Genomic DNA, 25,608 nt, shown 5'->3' with positions numbered 1-25,608 from the left:
CTGCGGGTTGTGGGGAACCTCCGGCAGCGTGTCGTGCGGACACCGCTGCAGACCGGCCCCCGACGCCGATTGACAGGCCCGGGGAGCACCCCCTAGCGTGCAGGTGGCCTGCATCACAATGATGGTTTTTCAGTACTGGGCAGGCCATCCATCCGTACCCCTTCGGTTTCACTGCCGCAACCAGAATGAGGTCTCTGTCATGTCTACCGCCACCACCCGCTCGGCCGGCTCCGAGAAAGGCCTGGCCAGAGTTGCCCAGGCCCTGGCCCGCTGGACCGAGAAGTGGTTTCCCGATGCGTACATCTTCGCCCTGGCCGGAGTGGTCATTGTTGCCCTGGCCGCCCTGCTCAACGGATCCACGCCGCAGGACGTGGCGGACTCCTTCGGCAACGGCTTTTGGGACCTGACCGCCTTCACCCTGCAAATGTCCATGGTGGTCCTGACCGGCTATGTCGTGGCCACCTCTCCCCCGGTGGCGAAGCTCATCGCCCGGCTGGCGCGGGTTCCGCAGACCGCCACCACCGCCGTCAGCTTTGTGGCGTTCCTGTCCATGTCCGTGTCCTTCCTGAACTGGGGCCTGAGCATTGTCTTCGGCGGGCTGCTGGCACGTGCCATTGCCCGGCGCACGGACCTTCGCGTCGATTACCGGGCGCTGGGCGCGGCCGCCTTCATGGGCCTCGGCGCCGTCTGGGCTTTGGGTTTGTCTTCCTCGGCCGCACAACTCCAGGCCACTGCGGCGTCGCTGCCTCCTGCCCTGCTGGAAGTCACCGGCGTCCTGGACTTCGGCAAGACCATTTTCACCTGGCAGTCGCTGCACACCTGCGCCATCCTTATTGTCCTGACCACGGTGATCGCGCATCTCTCAGCGCCCAAGGGCGAAGCCATCCGCACCGCTACGGAACTGGGCGTGGACCTGGATGACACGCCCGAGCCTGCCTCCACCCGGGAGCGTCCCGGAGAATGGCTGGAGTACAGCCCCATCCTGCCGATGCTCATGGGCTTGCTGACCGCCGGGTGGCTGGTCTCACAGTTCGTGACCAAACCGTTCCTCAGCGTGATCTCCAGCCTCAACGGCTATCTGCTGGTGTTCCTGATCCTGGGTCTGGTGCTGCACCGCACGCCGAGGAACTTCCTGCAGGCGGTCACCAAGGCAGTTCCCGCCACCGCCGGCATCCTGGTCCAGTTTCCGCTCTACGCCGCAATGGCTGCGATCCTCACAAAGGCCGAAGGCGGCAGCGGGACCACCCTCTCCGAGCACCTGGCCACGTTCTTCACCAACATTGGCGCCGGCGGAGCATTCGCCGTCGTCATTGCGCTCTATACCGTCATTCTGGGCATCTTTGTGCCCTCCGGCGGCGGCAAGTGGCTGGTGGAAGCTCCCTACGTGATGCAGTCCGCCACCGATGTGGAGATGAACCTTGGCTGGACGGTGCAGATTTACAACATTGCCGAGGCACTGCCCAACCTGATCAACCCGTTCTTCATGCTCCCGCTGCTGGCCGTACTGAAGCTGCGGGCACGGGATTTGGTGGGATTCACCTTCCTGCAGTTCATCATCCACTTGCCCGTGGTCCTGCTGCTGGTCTGGCTGCTGGGGATGACGTTCACGTTCGAGCCGCCGGTTATTCCGGCCCCGGCTCCGACGGCGCCGTAGGTTACGTCGGCAGGGTCAGGACCGGTTGCGCAGCGAGCGCCGCGTTGGCGGTGCATCGTCGGCGGGACTGGAAGGCGTCCCGCCGGCGTCGGGCGTTGCGTGCGCCGGAAGCGTCCCGCCGTCGTCGTGCGTTGCGTCCGTACCGTGCGGAATCCCCTTGATCCCCACCGCCTTGACCACCAGAACGGCGATGGCTGTGGTTACCGGGATCGCAACCACCAGCCCTACGGAGCCGACCAGCGTCCGGATTACTTCCTCGGCCAGTTCACCGCTGGTGATGCTGTCCAAGAAGGGCCGGTCGTAAAGCGAGACAAGGATCAGCACCGGAAGCGCCGCTCCTGCATAGGCGAAGGCAATGGTGTAGACGGTGGACGCAATGTGGTCCCGGCCCACCCGCATGGCCCCGGAGAAGAGCCGCTTGGCGCTCGCCCCGGGCGCCAGCTCGTACATCTCCCACACGGCAGAGGACTGCGTGATGGTGACGTCGTTCAGCACACCGAGACCGGAAATGATCAGCCCGCACAGGATGATGCCGGACACGGAGATGTTGTCCGAGGAGTTGATGAGCGTGTACGCGTTCTCGTCATCGACCCCCACCAGGTGTGCCGCATCGGTCGCCCAGGCCGCCAGGCAGGCCGTGATCGACAGTCCGAACAACGTCCCCAGGAGCGCAGTCGACGTCCGCGCCGTAAAGCCGTGCGCAAAGTACAGGACACCGAACATGATCACGCTTGAACCGATCAGCCCCAGCAGCAGCGGCGGCTTGCCCTCCACCAGCCCGGGCAGGATGAATCCGGCGAGCACCGCGTAGGCGCCGGCGAGCCCAACCAGGGCACGCAGCCCCCGCCAGCGAGCGACGGCGATCACCACCCCCGCGTAAAGCACTGTCAGCGCGGCCATGGGAATGGAACGGACAAAGTCCACGAAAACGTAGGGCGGTGCGCCGCCGCCCTGCGCCATGATGGCTTCAAGATTCAGGTAGCGGATGGTGTCGCCGGCTTCGATGGCGCCTCCCTTGGCGACCTCCGGGGGAACTTCCACCTGGATGGTGGAGCCCCCGGAGTTCGGAACCGTGTACGCCACCAGGCACTGCTGGGCTGTTCCGCCGGCATTAACCAGGGCCTGCGACGACGGACAGTTCTCCTCGCTGACGCGCTGGACCTTGCCGGTTTCGAAGGTGACGCCGTCTGCGGTGGCGTAGGGATCGGACACTGTGATGCCGGTGCGGTCCCCGGAAGGCCAGAGCAGGACCATGCCGATAACGGCCAGCAGCCCCAGCGGAACCAGGATCCAGGTCAGCAGGAGGTTGGCGCGGCGCCGGGCGGCCAGTGCTGCCGGGGACGGCGGCTCATCGGAGTGCGGGGAATGGCTGTGTCCCATGGGAGGGTCCTTCGGCTTTGGCACGGAGTTGCAACGGAGGTGGCGCGGGGTTGCAGCCCGGAGGACGGGCGCAGGAAACTCGGATCGGCATCATTGTCCCAAGTCCGGACGCTTTCTCCCAAGTTGGGTCTCCCCGGGCGGCCGGGTGCCGAAATGCCGCGGCCGGCCCGGACCTCTAAGATCGAAGCAGGCCATCACGAAGAAGAAGGAACGTTTCCATGCCACGCCAGTCAGGTACCAAGCGCGCAATCCTCGAGGCCGCGTTGGAGCTGGCGGCGGACAACGGCATCACCGGAACCACTATGGAGAACGTTGCCGAGCGGGCCGGAGTCGCCAAGGGCAGCGTCTATTACAACTTCACGTCCAAGGACCGGTTGTTCGAGGAGCTGCTGCTGGAGGGCGTGGGGGTGCTGACGGAAACTGTGCGCAGTGCCCGCTCCGCACTGACGGGGTGGCCGGCCCTGCAGGCCATGGTCCGCGCGCTGCTGGAAACGGTGGCCGACAACCGCGCCCTGGCCCGGCTGCTGGCCGCGGAGATCTTCCGGACCGACCGCGCCTGGCAGCCCTCCCTGGAACTGCTTCGCCGTGAAGTCCTGGGCGAGTTCATCATCCCCATCCGGGAGACCTCTCCCCCGGCGGAGATGGACGGCAGGCTGGAGCTGGTGGCCGGCAGCGTGTTTGGCGCAGCTTTGACCGGCGGCCTTGAATGGCTGGTGTTCAGCCCGGAGCGCTCGCTGGATGAGGTTACCGAATCGGTGCTGTACGGGCTCTCCGGCAGGCTGGCTGCCTAGGCTTGTTCTGCCCAGTGTGTTGATGGAACACCTGCATGCATCCCTAGTACAGATGCGGGGGCTAAACGTCGCTTATAAGCCCGTTATGTGTTCCAGGGACGCGGGCCACGGACCGGACACACTGCACGGCGCCGGCTCCCACACGCACAACGACGGCGGGCGCCGATCCCCGAAGGAACCGGCGCCCGCCGTCGTCGTTATGCCCCGGCAGAGGCAAAGACCACAGAGACTCTCTAGCTGCTGACGATCTCCGTAGCCGGGCCGACCTCGCGGGCCGCGCCCTTGTCCAACAGCGCCTGGATGATCCGGGCCACGGGAGCCATGGACTCGTCCACCTCCAGCTGCACCGGATACTGATAGGTCAGCATGGCCAGCAGCGATTCCAGTGCCGCTTCCTGCTCGGACCGTTCCAGCTTGGTGTCGTAGCCCAGGAACACGTCGGCGGGCTCATCGGTGCGGTTGTGCGTGTAACTCACGGCAAACGCAGCGATCTTTCCGCCCTTGGCCTTCGGCGCATCGCGCAGCACCACGGCGCCGGCGGCACCGGTGGCGTCATTGAGCAGCATCTGCTGGGCGCGGCCCAGCGTCATGTCCGCCCGGTCCCAGCCGTGCACGCTGTTGTAGAACTCGGCCACAGCCTGCGTCAGCTCCACCGAACCGGTGGCGGCTTCCTCCAGCTGGGGACCGGCGTCGTCGGAGAACACGGGCAGGCTGATCCGGCCCGGTTCCACCACGACAACCCGCGAACGCTGGATCCGCGAGAATCCGGCGGCTTCGGCAAACGCGGCACCGGAAGTGCCCGGCTCCACCTTCGCCCGCAGGGCGGTAACTCCCGACGGCGCCGTCTCGGCTTCCTTGCGCAGCATGGCCAGCAGGGTGGATCCGAGGCCGGAGCGCCGGTTTTCCCGCGCCACCTCCACGTAGACCCACAGCCGGTCCGGATGCAGCGAGGTTTCGTAGACGACGCCGGCGGCCACCGGAATCCCGTCATCCTCGGCCACGATGCAGCGGCTCCAGGGCTCATTGGAGGACGGCCGCAGCACAGCCCGGAACTGGCCGGACTGCACCGTTTCCGGATCGCCCCACAGCTGGTTCAGGGCCAGGTCGTCATCTTCGCGCCATTCGCGGAAAGTCAGTGCCATTACGCTCCGATCAGCCTCTGCGCGAGGTAACCCTCAACCTTGTCCAGGCTTACGCGTTCCTGGGCCATCGAGTCGCGTTCGCGCACGGTGACGGCCTGGTCTTCGAGGGTGTCGAAGTCCACGGTGATGCAGAACGGGGTGCCGATTTCGTCCTGGCGGCGGTAGCGGCGGCCAATGGCCCCGGCGTCGTCGAAGTCGATGTTCCAGTTCCGGCGCAGCTGCGCAGCGAGGTCCTTGGCCTTGGGAGAGAGGTCCTCGTTGCGGCTCAGCGGCAGCACGGCTGCCTTGACCGGCGCCAGGCGCGGGTCAAGCTTCAGGACGGTGCGCTTGTCGACGCCGCCCTTGGCGTTGGGGGCTTCGTCCTCGGTGTAGGAGTCCACCAGGAACGCCATGAAGGAACGGGTCAAGCCGGCGGCGGGCTCAATCACGTACGGGGTGAAGCGCTCGTTGGTGGCCTGGTTGAAGTAGCTCAGGTCCGTGCCGGAGTGCTTGGAGTGTGTGCCGAGGTCGAAGTCGGTGCGGTTGGCAATGCCTTCCAGCTCGCCCCACTCGGAACCCTGGAAGCCGAAGCGGTATTCGACGTCAGTGGTGCCCTTGGAGTAGTGGCTCAGCTTTTCCAGCGGGTGTTCGAACAGACGCAGGTTCTCCGGGTCGATGCCCAGGTTCACGTACCAGTTGAACCGGTTTTCGATCCAGTACTTGTGCCATTCCTCGTCCGTGCCCGGCTCGACGAAGAACTCCATTTCCATCTGCTCGAATTCACGGGTGCGGAAGATGAAGTTGCCCGGCGTGATTTCGTTGCGGAAGCTCTTGCCGATCTGGCCGATGCCGAACGGCGGCTTCTTCCGCGACGTGGTGAGCACGTTGTTGAAGTTCACGAAGATGCCCTGGGCAGTTTCGGGGCGCAGGTAGTGCATGCCTTCTTCATTGGCCACCGGGCCAAGGAAGGTCTTCAGCAGGCCGGAGAATTCCTGCGGCTCGGTCCACTGACCCTTGGTGCCGCAGTTGGCGCAGGCAATGTCCGCCAGGCCGTTCTCGGGGGCGTGGCCCTTCTTTTCCTCGTAGGCCTCTTCGAGGTGGTCGGCGCGGTAGCGCTTGTGGCAGCTCAGGCATTCAACCAGCGGATCGGAGAAGACCTCAACGTGGCCGGAAGCCTCCCAGACCTGGCGCGGGAGGATGACGGCGGAATCCAGCCCGACGACGTCGTCGCGCCCGCGGACCATGTGCTGCCACCACTGCTTCTTGATGTTTTCCTTGAGTTCGACACCCAGGGGGCCGTAATCCCATGCAGAGCGGGACCCGCCGTAAATCTCACCCGACTGGAAGACGAACCCCCGGCGCTTGGCGAGGGAGATGATCGGATCCAGTTTGGATTTGGTCGAAGCCATGGAATGGTACCGCCGTTCTTTCGTGTCTGCGCAGGCCGCTGGGTGCGGTCCGCTTATGGTCCCGTCCGCAGTGTGCACCGGCAGGTTGCGCGGCGAGGGACTGCAAAGGGCAAAAACCTACAACTACCAGCTTAAGGTCACTGCACCCAAAGCCCGGCACGCGGCACGGTGGGCACAGTGTGCTGTGAGGGGCAGATCACGGAAACGTGACGGGAACCATAAATTAGCCTCCGGTAATAATTAGGTCACATATTTGTTGCGTAACCCCCTACCTTCATACGATTCAGGAGCCTGGCTTAGGATTCCCTTACCTAAGCCGGCACACTTCCACTCCACCGAACAAGAAGCCGGACGGTACGTTCCGGCTGGATTAGGTTGCCTTGAAAAACCAACAAAAGAGCCACCGTGACCCTGCCGTCGGGAGGCGGACATGGCGCCTAATGGCGGGCGCCCTCGCGGCAGCGGCACTCGCGGCCGGAGGCCTGGCCGCCTTCTCCGTCACCGCCGCGCCGGCTGAGGCGATGGACCACACCGCGCCAGAGCACACCACGCCGGATATGACCGTGTCGGAGCCCACCACCCCAACGGATCCGGGGCACGAGCACGGCGGCGACCCGCAGTACTCCACCGCCTATCTCGAGCGGAACTGGAAGCCCACCGCCTATGACACATGCTCGGCGGAACTTCACGCCGAGTACACCGCGCTCGGTCCGGACGGAAAGATCTATCCGACCTGGCACCCGGCACAGGTCATTGATCCGACCACGGGCAGCATGTGCACGTTCGGGCACGAGCACGGCGCGGACCCGGCCACCTCGGACATCTACGACTGGGTGGTGGATTACCTGACTCCGGCAGAGGCCGATGGGAAGACCGGCATACCGTTCGGCTACGCCAGCGAGGCGCTGATGATGTACGGCGCCGAGCATGAAGGCATGGCCATGCGCCACGAAGACAATGCCGGCCACAAAATCTTCCTGCAAAACAACGTTGAACTCATCGACGAGAACCGCGAATGGGTACTGGACGCTCAGGGAGCGGTTGTCACCTGCGATTTCCTCATCAAACAGCATCAGGGCAGCTGGTCCCCTGATGCCACGTCGAACAATGCCCATGAAGCCATATACGCGTCCAAGTGCTCTGACGGCACCGAAATCATTTCGACGACGCTGAGCAAGTTCGGCAATTCCAACGAATTCCACAAGAACTGCGGCGCACTTGAAGCAGTGGCCACCATGGGCAGCAAGCTGCCGGCGGGCTACGGCGGATCCCGGCAAATCCCCGATGCCGCGTGCGTTGCGGAGCATGCCACCGGCGAGGCCGCCTCGCTTTGGGGAATCTATGAGCTGTGGAAGGGCGAAAACCGGATCACAGCAGCTGACGGCACTCTGCTGGCGCATTTCGACCCGTGGTTCGGCGTGCGAAACCCCAGCCGCTACTACGATCCGGCGAACAGCGACGCCGCGCAGAACAAAAACGGCATCTCACGCCCGGTGGACCTGGCCTGGGGAGAAAACGCCGCCGCCGGGTTCCCCTGGAGCACCGTGAATTCGCTGGCACCGCTTGACTGGCAGGATCCGGCCTCTCCGTTCGACGGCGCGCAGCGCGACTTCTATCTGAACCAGAACTCAGTCACCCCCGGAACCCCGTCCGCCGTGTACACCGACCCCTACGGAACGGGCGGCTCCGAAACTGCGTTCACCGGCAGCATCCGGCAGCACCTCGTCGCAGGAACCGCCACAGGTGCAGTGTCCCTGAGCACGCAGAAGTTCGACACTGCAGCCGACTTTGGAAAGAACAACGGCGTTCACGCCCCCAACTAAGCCCGGAACGAGCCAAATTAACATGTTGTATGAAAATTCATCACCGCGGCGCCGCCTCCTGGCGGGCGCCGCAGCGCTGGCCGTTGGCGTTGGTTCGCTGACCGTTGCCTGGCCGCTGGCCGCAGCCGCCGAAGAAACGGATCCGCTGCTGGCGGGCAAGAGCGTCTGGCAGGGCGAGGCCAACGGCACCCTGGGGTTTAGCGTGAGCAGCTCCTCCTGCGACGTCAACGGTGACGGGATGGATGACACCATCCTGGGCGACTGGGGCTGGGACCGCCCCGGCTACGTCAACACCGGCGCCGCCTATGTTGCTCTCGGCACCGGAACGCCGTCAGGCGGCGACGTTGCTGATCCTGACGCTTCAGGCACCATCCGCATCGACGGGCCCTCCGTCACCGTTCCGGCCGGCGCATGGGTTGGCTGGGCTGTGTCCTGTCTGGGCGACACCAACGGCGACGGCATTGACGATTTTGTCCTGGGGGCGGGCAGCCGCGGCTACCAGCAGGCCACCGTGATCTTCGGTGCGCGGGACTTCTCCCCCGTGGATCTGGACTTCCTCGGCACGCGGGGATTCGTCATTGAGGATTCCGGCGCAGCTGACAAGACCGCAGCGGACAACTCCACCGATAACTTCGGTTACTCCGTGGCAGCAGTGGGCGACGTCGACGGCGACGGACTGGACGATATTGCGGTTGGCGACATTCTGGCCGACTACAACGGCCGGACCAACAGCGGTCGGGTTTGGATCGTCAAGGGACAAACCTCCGTGCGCACGGTCAACGTCCAGACGGATGCCGGCCGCGTAATCCGCACCATTGACGGTGCAGCCGCCCAGGACCGCCTGGGTACGGTCAGCGGTGCGGGGGACGTGAACGGTGACGGAGCCGCAGACCTGCTGGTGTCCGCCTACACCGCTGCTCCCTGGGGTGCGGAAGTCTCATCCTCCGGTGCCGCCTACGCCCTGTGGGGCGGCCGGACCGGTGGCCTGGACCTCGCCGCGATGACCGATGACGGCTTTATGATCTATGGCCCGCAGCGCCAGCGGGACCGGCTGGGCGCATCCATTGCCGGTGTCGGCGACATCAACAATGACGGGTTCGCCGACATTGCGGTGGGAGCCGACGGCGTGTCCCGGCCGGATGCGCCCCGTAACGGCGGAGCTGCCGTGATCTTCGGCTCGGCGTCGTCTGCCCCTGTCATGACGGCTCCGGAAGCCTCCGCCGCCACCGTCTTCAGCTGCAGCTCAGGCTCGGCGGATGCCACGTGCACCGACGGCGAGACGCAGGAACGCGGCTACTGGATTGAGGGAGCCGCCGACGGAGGCCGGACCGGCGCTTCCGTGGCGGGCATCCCGGACCTCAACGGCGACGGAACACCTGAGGTGCTTCTGGGCTCGGCCGCAAACGGTGAACTCTGGGCGGTGAACGGCCTGCCGAACGGCTCAGGCCGCCTTGGCCTGGCCGGGCTGCCTGCTGAGTCAGGACAGCTGCTGGGAGCAGACGGCGGAACGTCTGTCGGCGTGGCCGGAGATTTCAACAGTGACGACAGCCCGGATGTGGTGGCAGGCGGAGGGAACGCGGTTTCGCTCTACCTCCTCTCGGCGGCCCCGGCAGCACCGGCACCTGAACCGACGACAGATCCGGCACCGGCGCCCACCGACGAACCGACGCCGGAACCGTCAGCTGAACCTACGGCTCCCGCTCCGGAACCGTCTGCTGAACCTACTGCGGCCCCGTCACCGGGCACCGGCAGCACTCCAGCCCCGGGGGGTTCAGCAGAAGAACCGGCTGACACGGGGACACCGGGTTCAGACTCTGACGGGAGCACGGAGGAGCCGGATGGAGCCGCAGCCGAGGCAACGCCGGACACCGGTTCGAAGGCTCCGCTGGCGGAAACCGGCGTGGGCAAGAGCCTGCCCTGGATCGGCGGAGCGGCAGTTCTGCTCCTGGCCGCCGGAACCTGGCTCCTCATGAAGAGGCGCAGGGCGTAACAACCCACTACAGGAACAAATAAGCAGACCGTCCGGCGGAATCCGCCGGACGGTCTGCTTGCATGTGGGGCACTGACTGCTTACATATGGGGCACTTACCGTGCCGATGGCCATTCAGTTCAACCCCATCAGCTGAACCTCAAAACCACATCAGCTGAACAACGGCTGCCCGATGTACTCCCCTGCCTGAATCCCCGGCGGGACCGCAAACAACCCGCTGCCGGTATGCCGCAGGTATTCCGCCATGAGGTCATTCTTGGCCATGGCCGACTGCATCGGGACGTAATGCGAGCGCGGATCCACCAGATAGGCCACGAAAAACTGTCCGGCGTCGAACCGGCCCAGGTCATCCGTGCCGTCGGCATAGTTGTAACCGCGGCGCAGCATGTGCACTCCGCCGTTGTGGTCCGGATGGGCCAGCGCCAGGTGTGACCCTGCGTCGATCAGCGGCCCGTTTCTGCCCGGAAGCGAAAAATCCGGTGCTGTAAATTCGTCCCCTCCGGACAGCGGGGCACCCTTTCGCTTGGTGCGCCCCACCACCAGTTCCTGCTCGCGCAGGGTGGTCCGGTCCCAGGTCTCCACGTGCATTCGGATCCGGCGCATCACCGCGTAGGTGCCGCCGTCGAGCCATGCTTCAGCAGCCGGGCTGCCTCCCACCCACACGTGTTTGTCCAGCAGATCCCGATCCTGCGCCATGATGTTGGCGGTGCCGTCCTTGAAACCAAACAGGTTGCGCGGCGTCACCTGGCCCGTCGAGGTGGAGGCAGTCCGCCCAAAGCCGAGCTGCGACCACCGCACCCGCGCCCGCCCGAAGGCAATCCGGGAGAGGTTCCGCACCGCATGCACCGCCACCTGGGGATCGTCGGCGCAGGCCTGGACCATCAGGTCCCCGCCGGTCCGGTTCGGCTCAAGGGCATCCCCGGAAAAGAGCGGAAGGTCGATCAGCGCAGCGGGCAGGCGGGAGCGGACTCCGTAACGGTCCTCGCCGTCCTTCTCGAACAGCGTCCGGCCGAACCCGAAGGTAATTGTCAGGTGCGCCGCGTGCAGATCCTGTGCTTCGCCGGTGTCTTCGGGCGGTGCGTCGTAGGCACCGCCCGAAGCTCCGGTGGCACCGACGTCGCGGCCCGCCGTCATGGCTTCCGCGGCTTCGGTCCAGTCCCGCAGCAGCGAAATGACCGATTGCCGCGTGGACGCCGTCAGATCAAAGGCCGCGGTGTGCATGTGGTCCTGGGCCTCCGTGGTGATGCCCGCCTGATGCGCGCCGTAAAGGGGCACGACGTCGTTGACCGGCGAACTGCGCTCCCTTCCCGCTGCGAACGCCCCGGCAGCACCGGCGGCAAGTCCGATGCCTCCGGCTCCGGCCGCAGTGAACAATCCCCTGCGGCTCAGGCCTCCCCCGCCGCGCGATTCTTGCGGACACATGTGTTCGCCGCCCTACTTAACGACCGCTGCCGTCAGTTTGGACAGGGGCTCGCTGAGCGAGTCCACGGCCGCACTGAGTTCCTGGATCTGCTCGTCCGTCAGCTCGGTGTAGAGCTTGAAACCGTCGTCCACCCGGTACTGGTCCAGCAGTTCCTGGAGCGCTGCAAAGTTCTCCTCGAGCGCTGCGTCGAGGTCGCCGTCGTTCTCGGCCAGCAGCGGCTTCAGATCCTCGTAGGCAATCCGGGCGCCGTCCACGTTGGCCTGGAAATCCCAAAGGTCGGTATGGGAGAAGAACTCCTCTTCACCGGTCACCTTGCCGGTGGCCACTTCATCCAACAGCTCTTTGGCGCCGTTGGCCAGCTTGTCCGCCGTAAAGGTCAGTTCCTGGGTGCGGCTGAACAGCTCCTCCGTGTCCGCCACCATCTTGTCCGCAATGTAGCTGCGCTCTTCCGCGGTCATCTTGGTGTAATCAACGGGGGCCCAGAGGTCCTTTTCGGCCCGGTGCCAGCCGGTGAATTCATCGCCCTCTTCAAGATCGGCTTCCCGTGCGTCCAGGATCGGGTCCAGGTCTCCGAAGGATTCCGCCACGGGTTCGATGCGCTCCCAGTGCATGCGGACCTGCGGGTAGAGGGCGCGCGCCGTCTCTTCCTCGCCGGCTGCAAATGCGGCTGCGAACTCCCGGGTACCTTCCACGAGCTGGGCCGCCTGGTCCTTGACGTATGCCGCGTACAGGTTGACGGCGGTGTCCTGCAGTTCGGCGCGGTCGGCGCTGATTTCCTGTCCCGCCGGTGCTTCCGTGACGGTGAAGGCGGAACGGATGCCATCCCCCACCATCCCGGGCTTGCACGCAGTGAAGTACTTGCCTTCGGGTGCCATGACCACCAGATCGCGGGTGAGGCCGGGGCCGATGTTTTCCACTTCACCGACGATCCGCAGCCCGTCCTCTGCCAGGAGATAGAACTCGGTGACTTCATCGCCGTCGTTGGTGACATCGAAGCGGATGGTTCCGCCGGGGGCGGTATCCGTTGCGACCGAGCAGTCATCGGCGGTGCTGCTCACGGCGATGCCGCCGCCGTCACCGGCAGCAGTGTTATCGGTGCAGCCGCTGAGTGCCAGGGCGGCAACGGCCAGCAGCACGGCCGGCGCAAGTGAGGGGTGTGCCTTCATGGTTATTCCTTAGGGTGCTGTCGGCAGCGGAATCAGGCTGCCGTCACGGGCCGGGACGCGGTCGTGTCCCGGCGGGAACCGCTGCGGTGAACGCTGCGGAAGTAAAGCCACATCACCGGGATGACGTACAGCGTCCATGCCGTTGCTTCAAGCCAGGTGGTGGCGGGAGAGAAGTTGAAGACGCCCTTGAGCAGCGTGGCCAGCCAGCCGCTGGGAGCGATGATGTGCGAAACATCGAAGGCCAGGGAGTTCAGCCCGGGCAGCACGCGTGCTTCCTGCAGGTCATGGACGCCATAGGCCAGGACGCCGCCGGCAACGATGATGAGGGCTGCTCCGGTCCAGGTGAAGAAGCGGCTGAGGTTGATGCGCAGGGCACCCTTGTGCAGGAGCATGCCCAGGGCAACCGCCACGGCAAGGCCAAGGAAGGCGCCGAGGATCGGCTCCCAGGTTTGCCCGGTGGCGCGGGCTGCCGCCCAAATGAACAGTGCGGTTTCCAGTCCTTCACGGCCAACGGCCAGCGCCGCCACCAGGACCAGCCCCCAGGCTTTGCCGTCTGATGCGCGGTCCACCTGGGTCCGCAGTTCGGTGCCGAGCGACCGTGAGGCTTTGGCCATCCAGAAGACCATCCAGGTCACAAATCCCACGGCCACGATGGACAGGCTGCCGCCGATGATTTCCTGTGCCTCAAACGTCAGCCCCCGGGGTCCGAAGGTCAGAAGCGCACCGAAGCCCAGGGACACCGCCACGGCGACGGCGATCCCGGCGTAGATGCGGGGAATCAGCGCCGTACGGCCGCTCTTCTTTAGATAGGCGAGGAGCAGGACAACAATGAGGACAGCCTCAAGTCCTTCACGGAGTCCGATGAGGAAATTACCGGTCATTGCGCACCTTGGTCAGGGCCAGCGCAGCCGTCTGTCCAACCGCTGCGGAGGCAAAATAATTACGCAACGGAAGTGTGCGCTATTAGACCTTAGCTTAGGCTTGGCTAAGTTACGCTTTTATTTCGAAGGGGCCCCGCAGGGTGCACCTGGCACGCCGCAGCGTCACCGCCGGCGCAGCACTCCGGGCATGTTCCAGGGCAGCGTGGCGACCACAATGGCGGCCAGCGTCAGCGCGGTACCCAGCACCGTGGCCGCGACGACGACGGAGCCCGGCGCCGGCAGGAAGATGTCCAGCAGCAGCGAACCCACCAACTGCCCGCCGATCATGCCCAGGCTGGTCAGCAGCACGCCCAGACTGCGCACCAGCAGGGCGCTCAGCCCAATGAAAACGCAGCCCAGCGGACCGCCCAGATACAGGTACCACTCCCCCGGCAGCGGATTTCCGAAACCGGACACGGCCACCTTTATCAGCCAGCAGACCAGCAGGACGGCAGCACCGGAGATGAAGTTCACCAGGGTTGCGGTGATCGGTGTTCCGTAATGCATGCCCGTGGTGCCGTTCATGGCCTGCTGGAAACTCATCAGCATGCCCGCGGTCAGAGGCAGCAGCACCGGCAGCAGCAGGTCACCGGCCGAGGATGTTCCGCTGAGCTTGGGGCTCACGGCCCACGCGACGGCGGCGATGGTCAGCACAGCGCCAACCACCCGCATCACCGTCAGGGCTTTCTTTCCCGCCGGTCCAATGCCCAGGCGGTCCACCACCAGCCCGGTCATGGTTTGGCCGGCGACGGCGGCAACGGTAAACACGGCAACGCCCAGGACTGCCACGGTGAGGGTTTGGGACAGCACGAAATAGCCGCCAATGGCTCCGGCCAGCACGTAATAGCGCGGAAAACGGCGCTCGCGCAGGGCCGGAAGGAGCTGGGCGGCACCGGCGCGCCCCCGCGGCAGCAGCGCCGAAATCAGGATCATGACCACCAGCCCCACGGAGAAGCTGATGAGGGCTGCAGCCAGCCCGTCGTCGATCCTTTCGCGCAGCGCACCGTTGACGCGCGCCTGCGCGGGAATGGCCGTCCCGGCCAGGACAGCAAGGGGAAGACCGATCAGCGGATTGATTCGCACAGCGTTTGGCACGGACTTACCCTACGGCAGGGCGGGCGCAAGGCCGGAATCGGCCCCGGACAATTTCCGGCAGAATGGACATATGAGTAATACCGATCCCCAAGACCTTCCCATCCGCGACGAAATGATCCGCCTGGGCCAGCTGCTCAAGCTTGCCAGCCTGGCCGAAGACGGCATCCAGGCCAAGCAGCTGATTGAAGACGGCCTGGTGAAGGTCAACGGCGAGATCGAGGAGCGCCGGGGCCGCCAGCTGCACCCCGGCGACGTCATCTCCGTCAACGGCGAAGCCATCCGGATCGTCACCGAAGACTAACCCGTCTCCGGCGGGCCGGCCGGCCCGCTCCGGTGCGGATCAGCCCTTGAGCACCAGGTGGGTGAGGAACTCCTTCACATGCCCCAGTTCCTGCATGTTGATGCCGTGTCCCATGTTCGAATAAAGGATCTTGGTCAGCGCTGTGTGCTCGTTCAGCCAGGCGTGGGTGAATTCGATGCGCGGCGCGTCAATCACCGGATCCGCCTGGTCCCGGCCCCAGAAGAACGGCACACCGCCGGCGGTGAGCTCGTCGTCGTGGAAGAACGGATTTCCCTCAGCGGGAACCACAAAGCCGGAGAGCCCGACGACGGCGGCAAAGTCCGCGGGCCGGTGGCGCAGCAGCGTGCTGGCCACGGCCATGCCCATGGAAAAGCCCAGCAGGGAAACACTGCTGTGCACGTCCTTGACGCTGTCCAGCCAGCCGGCGACGTCGTCGACCGCGTCCACCACGCGCTCCACGGAAAAGTCCGCGTCGTTCATCAGCGGAAACCAGGTGTAGCCGGGGCCAAGGGCCTGCGGTGCGCGGACCGAGGCGATGGTGAACTCTGAGGGCAGATAATCCGCCAGTCCCATCAGGTCTTCCTCATTGGCGAGGTAACCGTGGAAAAGGACCAGCAGCGGCGTACCGGCCCGTTCGCCTTCCGGCTTGGACCAAAGGACAGTGGGATTCCAGGGAGCAGTTTTAGGCATGATATTCATTCTGGCACGGCCTGTTCGCGAACCTACGGTCGCGTAGCCAGCCCTCTCCTTGACAGGATGAACTGGTGACTTCTCCTTCGATCCCCGAAACCTCGTCCACGCCGGCAGCCGGAACGTCCGGCCCTGCCCCGGAACCCGCTGCAGGCGGGGAATCCGCGGTTCATCCCTGGACCCGTTATGTGGCCATCGGGGACTCCTTTACCGAGGGAATCGGCGATCCCAATCCCCGGAGCCCCGGCGGGCACCGCGGCTGGGCGGACCGGGTGGCCGAGGAACTGGCACGCACCCGCGACGGCTTCGCCTACGCCAACCTGGCCATTCGGGGGCGGCTGCTGAACAAGATTATTGAGGAACAGCTGGAGCCGGCGATCGAGCTGCATCCGGATTTGATCACCATCTGCGCCGGCGGAAATGACGTCATCCGCCCCGGCGGCGACCCCGACAAGCTGGCCGAGAAGATGGACGCTGCGGTAGGCCGGCTCGTCTCCAGCGGCGCCACGGTGGTGCTCTTCACCGGGCCGGATCTGGGTGCCACGCCGGTGATCGGCAGTGTTCGCGGCCGCGTGGCCGTCTACAACGAGAACCTCCGGACCGTTGCCGCCAGGCATGACGCCGTGATCGCTGACATGTGGGCACTGCGCCAGCTGAGCAACCGGGAGATGTGGGCGCCGGACCGGCTGCATTTCTCACCGCTGGGCCATCACACGATCGCCGCAATGGTGCTGGAAACTCTCGCCGTTCCGCACACGCTGGAGCCCCTGGAGCCCAGGCCCATGCCGGTGAAGAACTGGCGTACGGCCCGCACCGAGGACCTGACCTGGGCCCGTGAGTACTTCATGCCGTGGGTGGTCCGGCGGGTGCGCCACCAGTCCTCCGGCGACGGCATTTCCGCCAAGCGTCCCGACGCCGGACCCATGTTTGGCGGTCCCGGCATGCCTCCGGGTTCGGCAGACTAAGCGGACGCCCGACCTGCCAGGCACTTTGGGCGAGCCGGCTCATTCAGCCTGCCAAGCCCCTTTCGGCCAGCGAAATCAGGTTCGCCAAATGGTCGGCCCATTCTTCGGTGTGGGTGCGGGCCACGTCGGCGCCCCCTGCCAGACCGCCCAGTCCGCTTTCGGTAACCACGACGTCGGTGTAGTCCGTTTCCGGGTCCGGTCCCGGTGAGGCGGCCAGCTGAATGCTCACCACCGTGTGCGCATTCCAGTCGGGCATTCTCCAGCGGAAGGACAGCAGCCGGTCCCGCGCCACCGCCAACACTGTGCCCGAAGCGCGCTGCTCGCCGTCGTCGTCGGCCGCCCGTTCCGCAAGCGGCGACCCGGGGCTGGCCGTGAACTCCATTGCCGGCCACCACGCCGCACGGTTGTCCACCAGCGTGTGCCAGAGCTGCGCCGGGGAACACTGTGCCTGCGCCGCCACGCGAATCGAATCACCCATGGGGTTGTTTCTTCCACGTTCAGGCGGCCTTCGCAAGGGTAGGCGCCCCCCCGCCGCCGCTAGGGCGCTCCGAAGAACCGGTCCCGCAGCGGAACGCCGATCTGCTCAACGTCGGTGAGGAACCCGTCGTGGCCGATCGGCGCACTGATCATGTGCACCCCGGTCTTCCCGGGCAGAGCCGCTGCCAGTTCGTATGAGTGCTGCGGAAGGTAGAGCCGGTCCGAATCCACGGCGGCTATGAAGAATTCGGCACCAGCGCTGGCCAGCGCCTGGCGCACCGATCCGCGGCCGCGGGCCACATCGTGGCTCATCAGGGCCTCGGTCAGCAGCAGGTAGCTGTTGGCGTCGAACCGGTCTGCGAGCTTCCGCGCCTGATGGTCCAGGTAGCTCTCCACCGCATAACGCCCGCGTGCCGCCGGCAGCGCGGACCCCAGCGGGTCCTCCTCCAGCTGGGCTCCATTACCAAAGCGGTACTCCAGCTCAGCTTCGGAGCGGTAGGTAATGTGGGCGATCCGGCGGGCGAGGCCGAGACCGGCAACGGGAGCCCTGCCGTTGTAATAGTCGCCGCCGTTGAAGTCCGGATCCAGCCGGATGGCTTCCAGCTGCGCCTGGCCAAAGGCAATTTGCTCCGCGGAACTGGCAGCGGTGCAGGCAATGACGGCGCAGCGCTGCACCCGGGCGGGTTCGGTGGCGGCCCATTCCAGGGCACGGGCGCCGCCCAGGGAACCGCCGAGCACGGTGTGCCAGACGCGGATTCCCAGCTGGTCGGCCAGGCGTGCCTCGGCGCGGACCGAGTCCCGGATCGTGACAAAGGGAAACCGCGACCCCCACGGGAGCCCCTGCGGATCCGGCGACGAGGGTCCGGTGGATCCGTAGCAGCCGCCGAGCATGTTGATGCAGACGACAAAGTACCGGTCAGTGTCCACCGTCTTGCCCGGACCCACCAGTGCGTCCCACCAGCCGTCCTCGTCGCTGCTGCCCCGGGCCACGTGGGTGCTGCCGGTGAGGGCGTGGGCCACCAGCACGGCATTGTCCGCATCCGCGTTCAGGGTCCCCCACGTCTCGTAGGCAAGGGAAACGTCCGGCAGGTAGCCTCCGGTTTCCAGGTGCAGGCTGCCGATGCGCGCATGCCGCAGCACCCCGTCCCCGGCGGAGTGCTGCGGCGCGGTGCGGCCGGCGGTTCCGGCAGCGTTTGAGGTAGAAGGAAGTGTCACGCTGCCCGCTACGCTCCCTTGGCTGCCCGGAACCCGGCGTCGAGGTCCGCAATAATGTCGTCAATGTGCTCAATGCCCACTGAAAGCCGGACCAGCCCGGGGCTGACTCCCGCTGCCAGCTGCGCTTCGGCCCCCAGCTGGCTGTGGGTGGTCGACGCCGGATGAATGACCAGGGAGCGCACGTCACCCACGTTCGCCACATGGGAGTGCAGGTCCAGGGCATCCACAAACCGCTTGCCGGCGTCGATGCCGCCGTTGATCTCGAAGGAGACAATGGCGCCCGTTCCGCGCGGCCCGTAATGGCGTCCGCGCTCGAACCACGGGCTGGATTCCAGGCCCGCATAGGCGACGGAGACGACGTCGTCGTGCCCTTCCAGCCAGTTGGCCACCGCGACGGCGTTGCTCACGTGCCGCTCCATGCGCAGGCTCAGGGTTTCCAGGCCCTGGGCAATGAGGAACGCGTTGAACGGGGACACGGAGGAGCCAAGATCGCGCAGCAGCTGGACCCGCGCCTTGAGGATGTAGGCGAGGTTGGCGCCCAGAATGCCGCCGGCGCCCAGGTCACGGGCATAGACGAGACCGTTGTAGCTCTCATCCGGGGTGTTGAAGCCGGGGAATTTCTCCGGATCGGCACCGAAGTCAAAGTTGCCCGAATCCACGATGACGCCGGCAATGGCGGTACCGTGCCCGCCGAGGTACTTGGTGGCCGAGTGCACCACAATGTCCGCACCCCACTCGATGGGCCGGATCAGGTACGGGGTGGAGAGCGTGTTGTCCACGATCAGGGGAATACCGGCCTCATGCGCCACTGCGCTGATGCCCTCGATGTCCAGTACGTCCTGGCGGGGGTTGGAGACCACCTCACCGAAGAAGGCCTTGGTGTTGGGCTGCACCGCCGCCCGCCACTGCTCCAGATTGTCCGGATCGGCCACGAACGTTGTGGTGATGCCGAACTTTTTCAGCGTGTGCTTGAACAGGTTGTACGTGCCGCCGTAGAGGCTGGGGCTGGCCACAATGTGGTCTCCGGCTTCGGCCACGTTGAGGATGGCGAAGGTTTCCGCGGCCTGCCCGGAGGCGAGCAGCAGTGCCCCGATTCCGCCTTCGAGGGAGGCGATCCGGTTTTCCACCGCTTCCTGGGTGGGGTTGCCGATGCGGGTGTAGATGGGGGCAAGCTCAGCCAGGGCGAACCGGTTGGCCGCTGCTTCCGCACTGGGAAAGACAAAGGACGATGTCTGGTAAATAGGCAGGGCGCGGGCACCGGTAACGGCGTCGGGCTCCTGGCCTGCATGGATGGAACGGGTTTCGAAGGACCAGTTTTCTGACACTGCTTAGCTCCCATAACCTAAGGGCCGCACAGAGACTTTTGGGCCGGAACAAGGTAACCGGCAGCCACGTGGGACCCGCGCTTGCCCTGCATCCGTTGAGACAGGGCCAGGTCTTCACCCGGGGCACCCCACCGCGGTTGGAGGGTTGCCGGCCAGCAAGCCGGGGCTATCTGCTGGCACTCATGACCTATCCCCTATGAAAACGGATAAGTCCGGCGCCTGCAAGGAGTGTGACGGATCATTTCCCGGGCGTCGGCGGCACGGATGGGCGCGTACCTTTTCCCGGCGGCTGCAGGGAAAGCGTCTTTGGCCCGCCTTAGGTCGCCCTAAGTCGAGACGCTGGTCACAACGTGCCATTATGGGCCGCATGCGCTTGGACCATGTATCTTATGCCAGTGAATCCGACGGTCTTTTGGCCACGACAGAGAGGATCGCAGACGCTCTGGGAGCGGACTTCGTCAAGGGCGGCGTCCATCCGCGTTTTGGTACGCGGAACATGATCCTTCCCCTGGCCAACCATCAGTACGTCGAGGTGGTGGAGGCCCTGAACCACCCGGCCTCGGACAAGGCTCCCTTCGGCCAGGCAGTGCGCCAGCGCTCGGAGTGCGGCGGCGGCTGGATGGGCTGGTGCGTGGCCGTGGATGACCTCGCCCCCTTTGAAGAACGGCTTGGACGGCTCTCCGTTCCGGGCAACCGGAAGTTCCCCGACGGCCAGGAACTGACCTGGCGGCAGATCGGCATCAATGGCCTGATCGCCGACCCCCAGGTGCCGTACATGCTGCGCTGGGATGACGGAACCGAGGAACTGCACCCCTCGGCCGCCCTGCCCGGCATGCCCGGTGCCGTGAAGCTGGACTCGCTGACCATCGCCGGCTCCGCTGACCGTGTGGCGCAGTGGCTGGGCACCCCGGCCGAGGAACCGCTGGAGAACGTGGGTGTCACGTGGATTTCCCCCAAGGGCACGCCCGGCATCATGTCCGTCACGTTCAACACGGCCAAGGGCCTCGTCGAGATCTAGTTCTGCTGCCGTTCTGGGCATCCGCGCACCTTCTGGGCGGGCCTGACTCCTGATCCGCTGCCGCTTTGGGCATCCGCGCACCTTTCGGGAATTCACTGCCGGTCCGCACCGGCAGCAGAATCCCAATCCGGATGCGCCTGCCCAAAGTGGTCGCCTTTCCCGCTGGCGGCAGAACCAATTGGGTACATGCTGCCGCTTTGGGCATCCGCGCACCTTTCGGGCGGGCCTGACTCCTGATCCGCTGCCGTTTTGGGCATCCGCGCACCTTTTGGGCGGACCGGACCCCTGATCCGCTGCCGCTTGGGGCATCCGCGCACCTTACGGGGAATTACTGCCGGTCCGCACCGGCAGCAGATTCCCAATCCGGATGCGCCTGCCCAAAGTGGTCGCCTTTCCCCAGGGCGGGGTGTTTATCCACAGATCGCTCCCGGTTCATCTCGTGAAGCAAGTCTAGGATTCACGCTGGTCTCATGGATCCGGAGTTTCTTTATGCAGCCGACGCCGATAGCGACGGCTCCGGCAGACGTTCCCTAGCCCGGAGATGTCAGGCGGGCGAGCTGGTCCGGGTGCGGGCCGGGGTCTACGTCGAAGCCGCCCAGTGGCAGAAGATGCCGCAGTGGGACCGCGACCGTGCCTCGATTACCGCTGCCGTGGATCAGGCACAGGCACCACGGATCCTGATCCAGCAGTCGGCCGCCGTCATCTGGGGTTTACCGGTCATCGGCAGAACCTCTGAAATCCTGCTGCTGGCACCGGGCACTTCGCATGGAAGGCGCCGCGGCAGTCTCCGCTGGACACCTCGGAGATTACTCGAACCGACCACGGCACGGGACGGCCTTGCCCTCACCTCACGTGCTCAAACAGTCCTCGACATGGCCGCTCGGCTTCGCTTCGAGCGTGCCGTTCCCGCCATGGACCACGTCCTGCGTCCGGATGCGGCACGCAGCCTTCCCGCTTTGGAGAAGGAGGCCCTGCTGATCCTTTGCGAAAACCTTCCGGACGAGGCCAAACGCACCAGGGCGAGAAGGGTGATCTCCTTCGCGGACAGCCGTTCCGAATCCCCCGGCGAGTCCTATTCCCGTGCCGTTTTGCATCTGTACGGATTTCCGCCTCCGGACCTCCAATATGAGTTCCGGTCTGCCGGAGGACAATTCATTGGAAGAACCGACTTTTTCTGGAAGGACTACGCGCTGGTCGGTGAATTCGACGGCGCGGTGAAGTATGGAACCGCGGGATCCAGCCGAAGCCCCGGCGCCAGCCAACAGGTCGGCACGGCTTCCCGGGAAGCCCTCATCCTCGAGAAGAGGCGGGAAGATGCGATTCGGGCGACCGGCGTTGGCTTTGTCCGCTGGTCCTGGGCCGACCTCATCAAACCCCGGAACGATCCGGACGGGCTGGTGAGCATGTTGCTTCGAGCTGGGCTGCCCAGGCAACGCCGCCGCTGAAACGGTCAGGAACCCACGGCCGCGCGGACCAGCGCGGCATTGGTCTCCCGCACCGTGCCGGCATCTATCTTCACCACGCGCCGGTCATAGGTGAGCAGCCCGTTCACTTCGTCCTCCACATCGGTCAGCTGCGTGTACACGGTCGCAGCCAGGCCCTGAGCCACCGCCGGTTCGATCTGCTGACGGTGCAGCTTGATCCACGCCCGCCGCAGGGCCTCCGGCGTCTTGAATTTCCGGTAGCCGAACTCCTTCTCGTTGAAGGTGTGGCCCGGAACGCGCAGGCTGTAGCCGCCGTATTCGGACAGGACGACGGCGCGCCCGTCCCGCAGCCAGCCCTTCCGGAGCACAAACGGCACAAAGTACACGTGCACGCTCTTGAGGTCTCCCCCGCCCTGGTCATGCCAGCCGCTGGCATGGTCGATGCTGCGGGTCGGATCCAGCGAGCCCAGCAGGTCGGTGACGGCGTTCGCGTCAAACTGGCCCCAGCCCTCGTTGAACGGAACCCACACTGCCAGCGAGGTGCTGTTACGCAGCAGGTTCACGGTGCCGCGCAGCTCCGTCAGGAACTCCTCCCGGCCCGCTTCATCAGCACGCCCGAACGCAGCGTGGTCACTGTCATCACGGTGGGGCAGCCCCACAGCCGGAGCCGTCACCACTGAGTGCCGATAGGAACGGCCGCCGCTGACCAGGTCCTGCCACACCAGCATGCCGAGGCGGTCGCAGTGGTAGTACCACCGCAGCGGTTCCACCTTGATGTGCTTGCGCAGCATGGTGAACCCCAGATCCTTGGCGGTTTGGATGTCATACGCCAGAGCGGTATCCGACGGCGCCGTGTACAGCCCGTCCGGCCAGTACCCCTGATCCAGCAGCCCGGCATGGAAGTACGGTGTGCCGTTGAGCAGGAGCCGGGTATGACCGGATGCATCCGGTCCCGTTCCAAAGGTCCGCAGCCCGGTATAGCTGCTCACACTGTCGATCTCCCGGCCGCCCGACAGCAACCGCACGTCCAGGTCATACAGGAACGGATCGTCGGGGGTCCACAGATGCGGATCCGGCACCGGGATGTTCACGGCTTCCCCGGGAACGACGACGGCGTCCGCCACAGTGCGTCCGCCGGCGGACACAGTGATCGCCGCAGACACGTCGCGCCCGTCGTCGCCGGTCTCGTCCAGCAGCACGGTCACCGTGACGGAGTCCAGATCCGGCACCAGGACCAGCTGCGAGATGCTCGTCCCCGGCACGGACTCCAGCCACACCGTTTGCCAGATGCCGGACTGCGCCGTGTACCAGATGCCGCCGCGGTCCAGGGTCTGCTTGCCGCGGCTGTGGTAGCCCGTGTCGCTGATGTCCCGGACCCGGACCACGATTTCCTGCTCGCCACCGGGCACCAGCGCGTCCGTGACATCCAGGGAAAACGGCAGGTAGCCGCCGTCGTGCCCGCCCACTTCCGTGCCGTTCACCGTAACCGTGCAGCTTTGGTCCACCGCGCCGAAATGCAGCAGCACGCGCTCGCCGGCAAAACCCTCGCGCAGCCGGACCATGCGCCGGTACCAAAGGAACTGCTGGGGCTGGAGTTGGCGGCCGACACCGGACAGCGGTGCCTCGGGCGAGAACGGGACGAGGATCTGCCCGTCCCAGCCGCCCTCGGCCGGCGCCTGCTCCCGGCGGACCGAGGTGATGGCGTACTCCCAATACCCGTTGAGGTTCAGGCAACTGTCGCGGACAAGCTGCGGACGGGGATATTCCTGCAGAACGGATTCGGGATCCAGGTCCGCTCCCCACGGGGTCGTCAGTGTCACAGGCGGGTGTGCTCCTTGGTCGGCGTTCCGGGCGGGCATCACCGGCGGCGTTGTCCAACTCCTGCGGCACCCTTCAGCGCGCGCGGCCTGAACGCTGCCTCGCCGCAATGATGTCCCGTGCAGTCGCGCGCAGTTCATCGGAGCCGATACCGTGATCCGTGCCCCAATGCCGCTGGATGCCCAGGTCCAGTTGCCCCGCGACAAGTTCGACACCGATCAGCGTAGCTTCTTCAGCTACGTCCTGCACGGCCGGCTTCAGTGCCTCAACGATAGTGCTGCAGTGTCTCTCCACGGGTACGGGGTGAGCGGGCATCACGCCGGAAGTGCCCCCAGCACACTGTTGGGACCCGGAGCCTTATCAGTCTCCAGAATGTACTGGATGGGGATTTGCCCTGTGACCATGATGCCTTTGACCACTTTTTCCCTGCGCTGAAGCCTGACCTCGATTCCTTCATCCCGCAGTACCTTCGAGAAGAGCTGAATGGACAGCGGATTTGTACTGTTTTGTTCACACCAGATGATGAACATGCCGTAGAGGTCGGCAACGGGCAGGACTGCACTGTCATCGAGGTCCCGTACGGTGCATACAGCAAGGAACTGACGGACCCGGTCCTCGGCTGTCTTGGCGTTCCCGGTACGGTCAGCGGGGGTTGTGCCTGTCATTGCAGTCATGCGCTTCTCCTGATCGATCGGTGCGAGTGGCCACTACCGGCCATGCAAACTCTGATCTCTCCGAAAACCATGTCGGCTGCTCTACACTGTAGACTGTAGCCGTAGGCCTACGCAGAAGCAACCATTATCATTAGTGCAGAGCGAGCGATGTTCGCTCCCCAAGACGATCAGGACGGACCCACCCCATGACGGAAGCCCCGGAAACACCAGCCACATCAGGTTCCCGAAAAGCTCGCCTGAGCAGGGAACTCGTGCTGGGGACGGCCCTTGACCTGGTGGATGCCAACGGACTGGAAGCTCTCAGCATGCGTCGGCTGGCACAGGAACTTCACTGCGATCCGATGAGCCTCTACCGTTACGCGGAAAACCGTGCAGCCCTGCTGGCCGGGGTCGAAGAACTGGTCTTCAATAAACTGACGATTTGTCTGGATGAGTTGGACTGGCAGGCTCAGCTGCGACGCATCGCCCATGACGTCCGGGTGCTGGCCCTGCAGCACCCCAACACGGTCCCGCTGCTGGTCACCAGGCCCTTGTCCACTCCCCTGGGCCTGCGCCCCCGGGGAACACTGCGGCCGCTTGAGCGGATTTTGGCGCTCCTCATGAAAGCCGGATTTTCCCCCGAGGATGCCCTGCACATCTATCGTGCCTTTTACTCGTTCCTCTACGGACACATCCTGAACGAGCTGCAGGAGCTCATCGCCGATCCCGAAGAAGATGAAGCCATTCTGCGTCTTGGCCTGCACCGGCTGCCCCCGAAGGAATTCCCCCGACTCAGGTCCCTTGCACCGATTCTTGCGGACTATGACGGCGAAGTTGAGTTGGATCAGGGGTTGAGTATCCTGCTCTCCGGACTCGCTGAACAACTGGGCGGCGGGCCTGTGCTTCACAGCTGAGCGCCGGTGACCGGCACCATGAAACGCAGAAGGGCA

At 65.3% G+C, this 25,608-nt stretch carries 23 protein-coding genes and 1 riboswitch; of the genes, 9 read left to right on the top strand and 14 right to left on the bottom strand.

The features are described from left to right. The first annotated feature begins 199 nt into the window (after positions 1-199). Positions 200-1,654, top strand: a complete 1,455-nt coding sequence (locus CXQ89_RS14855) for a short-chain fatty acid transporter (protein ID WP_104161799.1) — start codon at positions 200-202, stop codon at positions 1,652-1,654. Positions 1,655-1,669: 15 nt separating this feature from the next. Here the strand turns inward: CXQ89_RS14855 and CXQ89_RS14850 are convergent, their stop codons facing one another. Then, positions 1,670-3,034: a YibE/F family protein gene (locus tag CXQ89_RS14850; RefSeq protein WP_104161798.1), complete on the bottom strand. Its 1,365-nt coding sequence runs from the start codon at positions 3,032-3,034 to the stop codon at positions 1,670-1,672. A 218-nt stretch (positions 3,035-3,252) separates the two neighbouring features. On the opposite strand from CXQ89_RS14850, the gene CXQ89_RS14845 reads away from it, so the two are divergent. Then, positions 3,253-3,825 (top strand): TetR/AcrR family transcriptional regulator, encoded by a 573-nt coding sequence (locus tag CXQ89_RS14845; protein ID WP_104055328.1) that lies wholly within the window; start codon positions 3,253-3,255, stop codon positions 3,823-3,825. A 233-nt stretch (positions 3,826-4,058) separates the two neighbouring features. On the opposite strand, the gene CXQ89_RS14840 is transcribed toward CXQ89_RS14845, so the two are convergent. Then, positions 4,059-4,967, bottom strand: a complete 909-nt coding sequence (locus CXQ89_RS14840; RefSeq protein ID WP_104055327.1) for a GNAT family N-acetyltransferase — start codon at positions 4,965-4,967, stop codon at positions 4,059-4,061. Next, on the bottom strand, positions 4,967-6,355 hold the full coding sequence (locus tag CXQ89_RS14835; RefSeq protein ID WP_104055326.1) for a glycine--tRNA ligase: 1,389 nt from the start codon (positions 6,353-6,355) through the stop codon (positions 4,967-4,969). The genes CXQ89_RS14840 and CXQ89_RS14835 overlap by 1 nt, the downstream gene beginning before the upstream one ends. Before the next feature lie 440 nt (positions 6,356-6,795). On the opposite strand from CXQ89_RS14835, the gene CXQ89_RS14830 reads away from it, so the two are divergent. Both CXQ89_RS14830 and CXQ89_RS14825 read left to right on the top strand, forming a co-directional pair. Further along, on the top strand, positions 6,796-8,178 hold the full coding sequence (locus tag CXQ89_RS14830; protein WP_104161797.1) for a hypothetical protein: 1,383 nt from the start codon (positions 6,796-6,798) through the stop codon (positions 8,176-8,178). 22 nt (positions 8,179-8,200) lie between these two features. Further along, entirely contained in the window at positions 8,201-10,168 is a 1,968-nt protein-coding gene (locus CXQ89_RS14825) for an LPXTG cell wall anchor domain-containing protein (protein WP_104161796.1), read from the top strand. A 150-nt stretch (positions 10,169-10,318) separates the two neighbouring features. Here the strand turns inward: CXQ89_RS14825 and efeB are convergent, their stop codons facing one another. From efeB to CXQ89_RS14805, 4 genes are all read right to left on the bottom strand, one after another. Further along, on the bottom strand, positions 10,319-11,590 hold the full coding sequence (gene efeB / locus CXQ89_RS14820; RefSeq protein ID WP_104161795.1) for an iron uptake transporter deferrochelatase/peroxidase subunit: 1,272 nt from the start codon (positions 11,588-11,590) through the stop codon (positions 10,319-10,321). A 12-nt stretch (positions 11,591-11,602) separates the two neighbouring features. Then, entirely contained in the window at positions 11,603-12,757 is a 1,155-nt protein-coding gene (gene efeO, locus CXQ89_RS14815) for an iron uptake system protein EfeO (RefSeq protein ID WP_104161794.1), read from the bottom strand. Between the two features lie 32 nt (positions 12,758-12,789). Further along, entirely contained in the window at positions 12,790-13,638 is an 849-nt protein-coding gene (gene efeU / locus CXQ89_RS14810) for an iron uptake transporter permease EfeU (protein WP_104055321.1), read from the bottom strand. Between the two features lie 162 nt (positions 13,639-13,800). After that, on the bottom strand, positions 13,801-14,772 hold the full coding sequence (locus CXQ89_RS14805; protein ID WP_104055320.1) for a DMT family transporter: 972 nt from the start codon (positions 14,770-14,772) through the stop codon (positions 13,801-13,803). A 70-nt stretch (positions 14,773-14,842) separates the two neighbouring features. Between CXQ89_RS14805 and CXQ89_RS14800 the strand changes: the two genes are divergently transcribed. Then, positions 14,843-15,073: an RNA-binding S4 domain-containing protein gene (locus tag CXQ89_RS14800; protein WP_104055319.1), complete on the top strand. Its 231-nt coding sequence runs from the start codon at positions 14,843-14,845 to the stop codon at positions 15,071-15,073. Between the two features lie 39 nt (positions 15,074-15,112). Here CXQ89_RS14800 and CXQ89_RS14795 read toward each other — a convergent pair whose 3' ends face one another. After that, entirely contained in the window at positions 15,113-15,763 is a 651-nt protein-coding gene (locus tag CXQ89_RS14795; RefSeq protein WP_104161793.1) for an alpha/beta hydrolase, read from the bottom strand. Between the two features lie 74 nt (positions 15,764-15,837). On the opposite strand from CXQ89_RS14795, the gene CXQ89_RS14790 reads away from it, so the two are divergent. Continuing rightward, positions 15,838-16,728, top strand: coding sequence for an SGNH/GDSL hydrolase family protein (locus tag CXQ89_RS14790; protein WP_374952989.1), 891 nt, complete (start codon positions 15,838-15,840; stop codon positions 16,726-16,728). A 43-nt stretch (positions 16,729-16,771) separates the two neighbouring features. Here CXQ89_RS14790 and CXQ89_RS14785 read toward each other — a convergent pair whose 3' ends face one another. From CXQ89_RS14785 to CXQ89_RS14775, 3 genes are read right to left on the bottom strand one after another with little or no spacing between them, the layout of a single operon-like run. After that, the gene (locus tag CXQ89_RS14785) at positions 16,772-17,206 is read right to left on the bottom strand and encodes an SRPBCC domain-containing protein (RefSeq protein WP_104161792.1); all 435 of its coding nucleotides are present in this window, start codon (positions 17,204-17,206) and stop codon (positions 16,772-16,774) included. A gap of 59 nt (positions 17,207-17,265) precedes the next feature. Further along, positions 17,266-18,420 (bottom strand): homoserine O-acetyltransferase, encoded by a 1,155-nt coding sequence (locus CXQ89_RS14780; protein WP_104161791.1) that lies wholly within the window; start codon positions 18,418-18,420, stop codon positions 17,266-17,268. Between the two features lie 8 nt (positions 18,421-18,428). After that, positions 18,429-19,745 (bottom strand): bifunctional o-acetylhomoserine/o-acetylserine sulfhydrylase, encoded by a 1,317-nt coding sequence (locus tag CXQ89_RS14775; RefSeq protein WP_104161790.1) that lies wholly within the window; start codon positions 19,743-19,745, stop codon positions 18,429-18,431. A gap of 72 nt (positions 19,746-19,817) precedes the next feature. Next, positions 19,818-19,933: riboswitch (SAM riboswitch) on the bottom strand. 179 nt (positions 19,934-20,112) lie between these two features. On the opposite strand from CXQ89_RS14775, the gene CXQ89_RS14770 reads away from it, so the two are divergent. Next, complete coding sequence (locus CXQ89_RS14770; RefSeq protein WP_104161932.1) at positions 20,113-20,763, top strand: VOC family protein; 651 nt, start codon at positions 20,113-20,115, stop codon at positions 20,761-20,763. Positions 20,764-21,233: 470 nt separating this feature from the next. Then, positions 21,234-22,208, top strand: coding sequence for a hypothetical protein (locus tag CXQ89_RS14765; RefSeq protein ID WP_104161789.1), 975 nt, complete (start codon positions 21,234-21,236; stop codon positions 22,206-22,208). Between the two features lie 5 nt (positions 22,209-22,213). Here the strand turns inward: CXQ89_RS14765 and CXQ89_RS14760 are convergent, their stop codons facing one another. The 3 genes from CXQ89_RS14760 to CXQ89_RS14755 form a co-directional block, all read right to left on the bottom strand. Further along, a complete protein-coding gene (locus tag CXQ89_RS14760; protein ID WP_104161788.1) occupies positions 22,214-24,007 on the bottom strand; it encodes a glycoside hydrolase family 2 protein in 1,794 nt (597 codons plus the stop codon). A 73-nt stretch (positions 24,008-24,080) separates the two neighbouring features. Next, the gene (locus CXQ89_RS18435) at positions 24,081-24,254 is read right to left on the bottom strand and encodes a hypothetical protein (RefSeq protein WP_181032378.1); all 174 of its coding nucleotides are present in this window, start codon (positions 24,252-24,254) and stop codon (positions 24,081-24,083) included. Between the two features lie 65 nt (positions 24,255-24,319). Then, complete coding sequence (locus CXQ89_RS14755) at positions 24,320-24,679, bottom strand: primase-like DNA-binding domain-containing protein (protein ID WP_104161787.1); 360 nt, start codon at positions 24,677-24,679, stop codon at positions 24,320-24,322. Between the two features lie 185 nt (positions 24,680-24,864). Here CXQ89_RS14755 and CXQ89_RS14750 point away from each other — a divergent pair, with 185 nt between their 5' ends. Next, entirely contained in the window at positions 24,865-25,572 is a 708-nt protein-coding gene (locus CXQ89_RS14750; protein ID WP_104161786.1) for a TetR/AcrR family transcriptional regulator C-terminal domain-containing protein, read from the top strand. The last annotated feature ends 36 nt before the right edge of the window (positions 25,573-25,608 follow it).

Origin of the sequence: Arthrobacter sp. ZGTC212 (assembly GCF_002929255.1) — a bacterium.
In the GTDB taxonomy this organism is placed as follows: Bacteria; Actinomycetota; Actinomycetes; order Actinomycetales; family Micrococcaceae; genus Arthrobacter_B; species Arthrobacter_B sunyaminii.
Note: the sequence above shows the minus strand (reverse complement) of the source record. Positions and strands in the feature narration are given on the sequence as shown.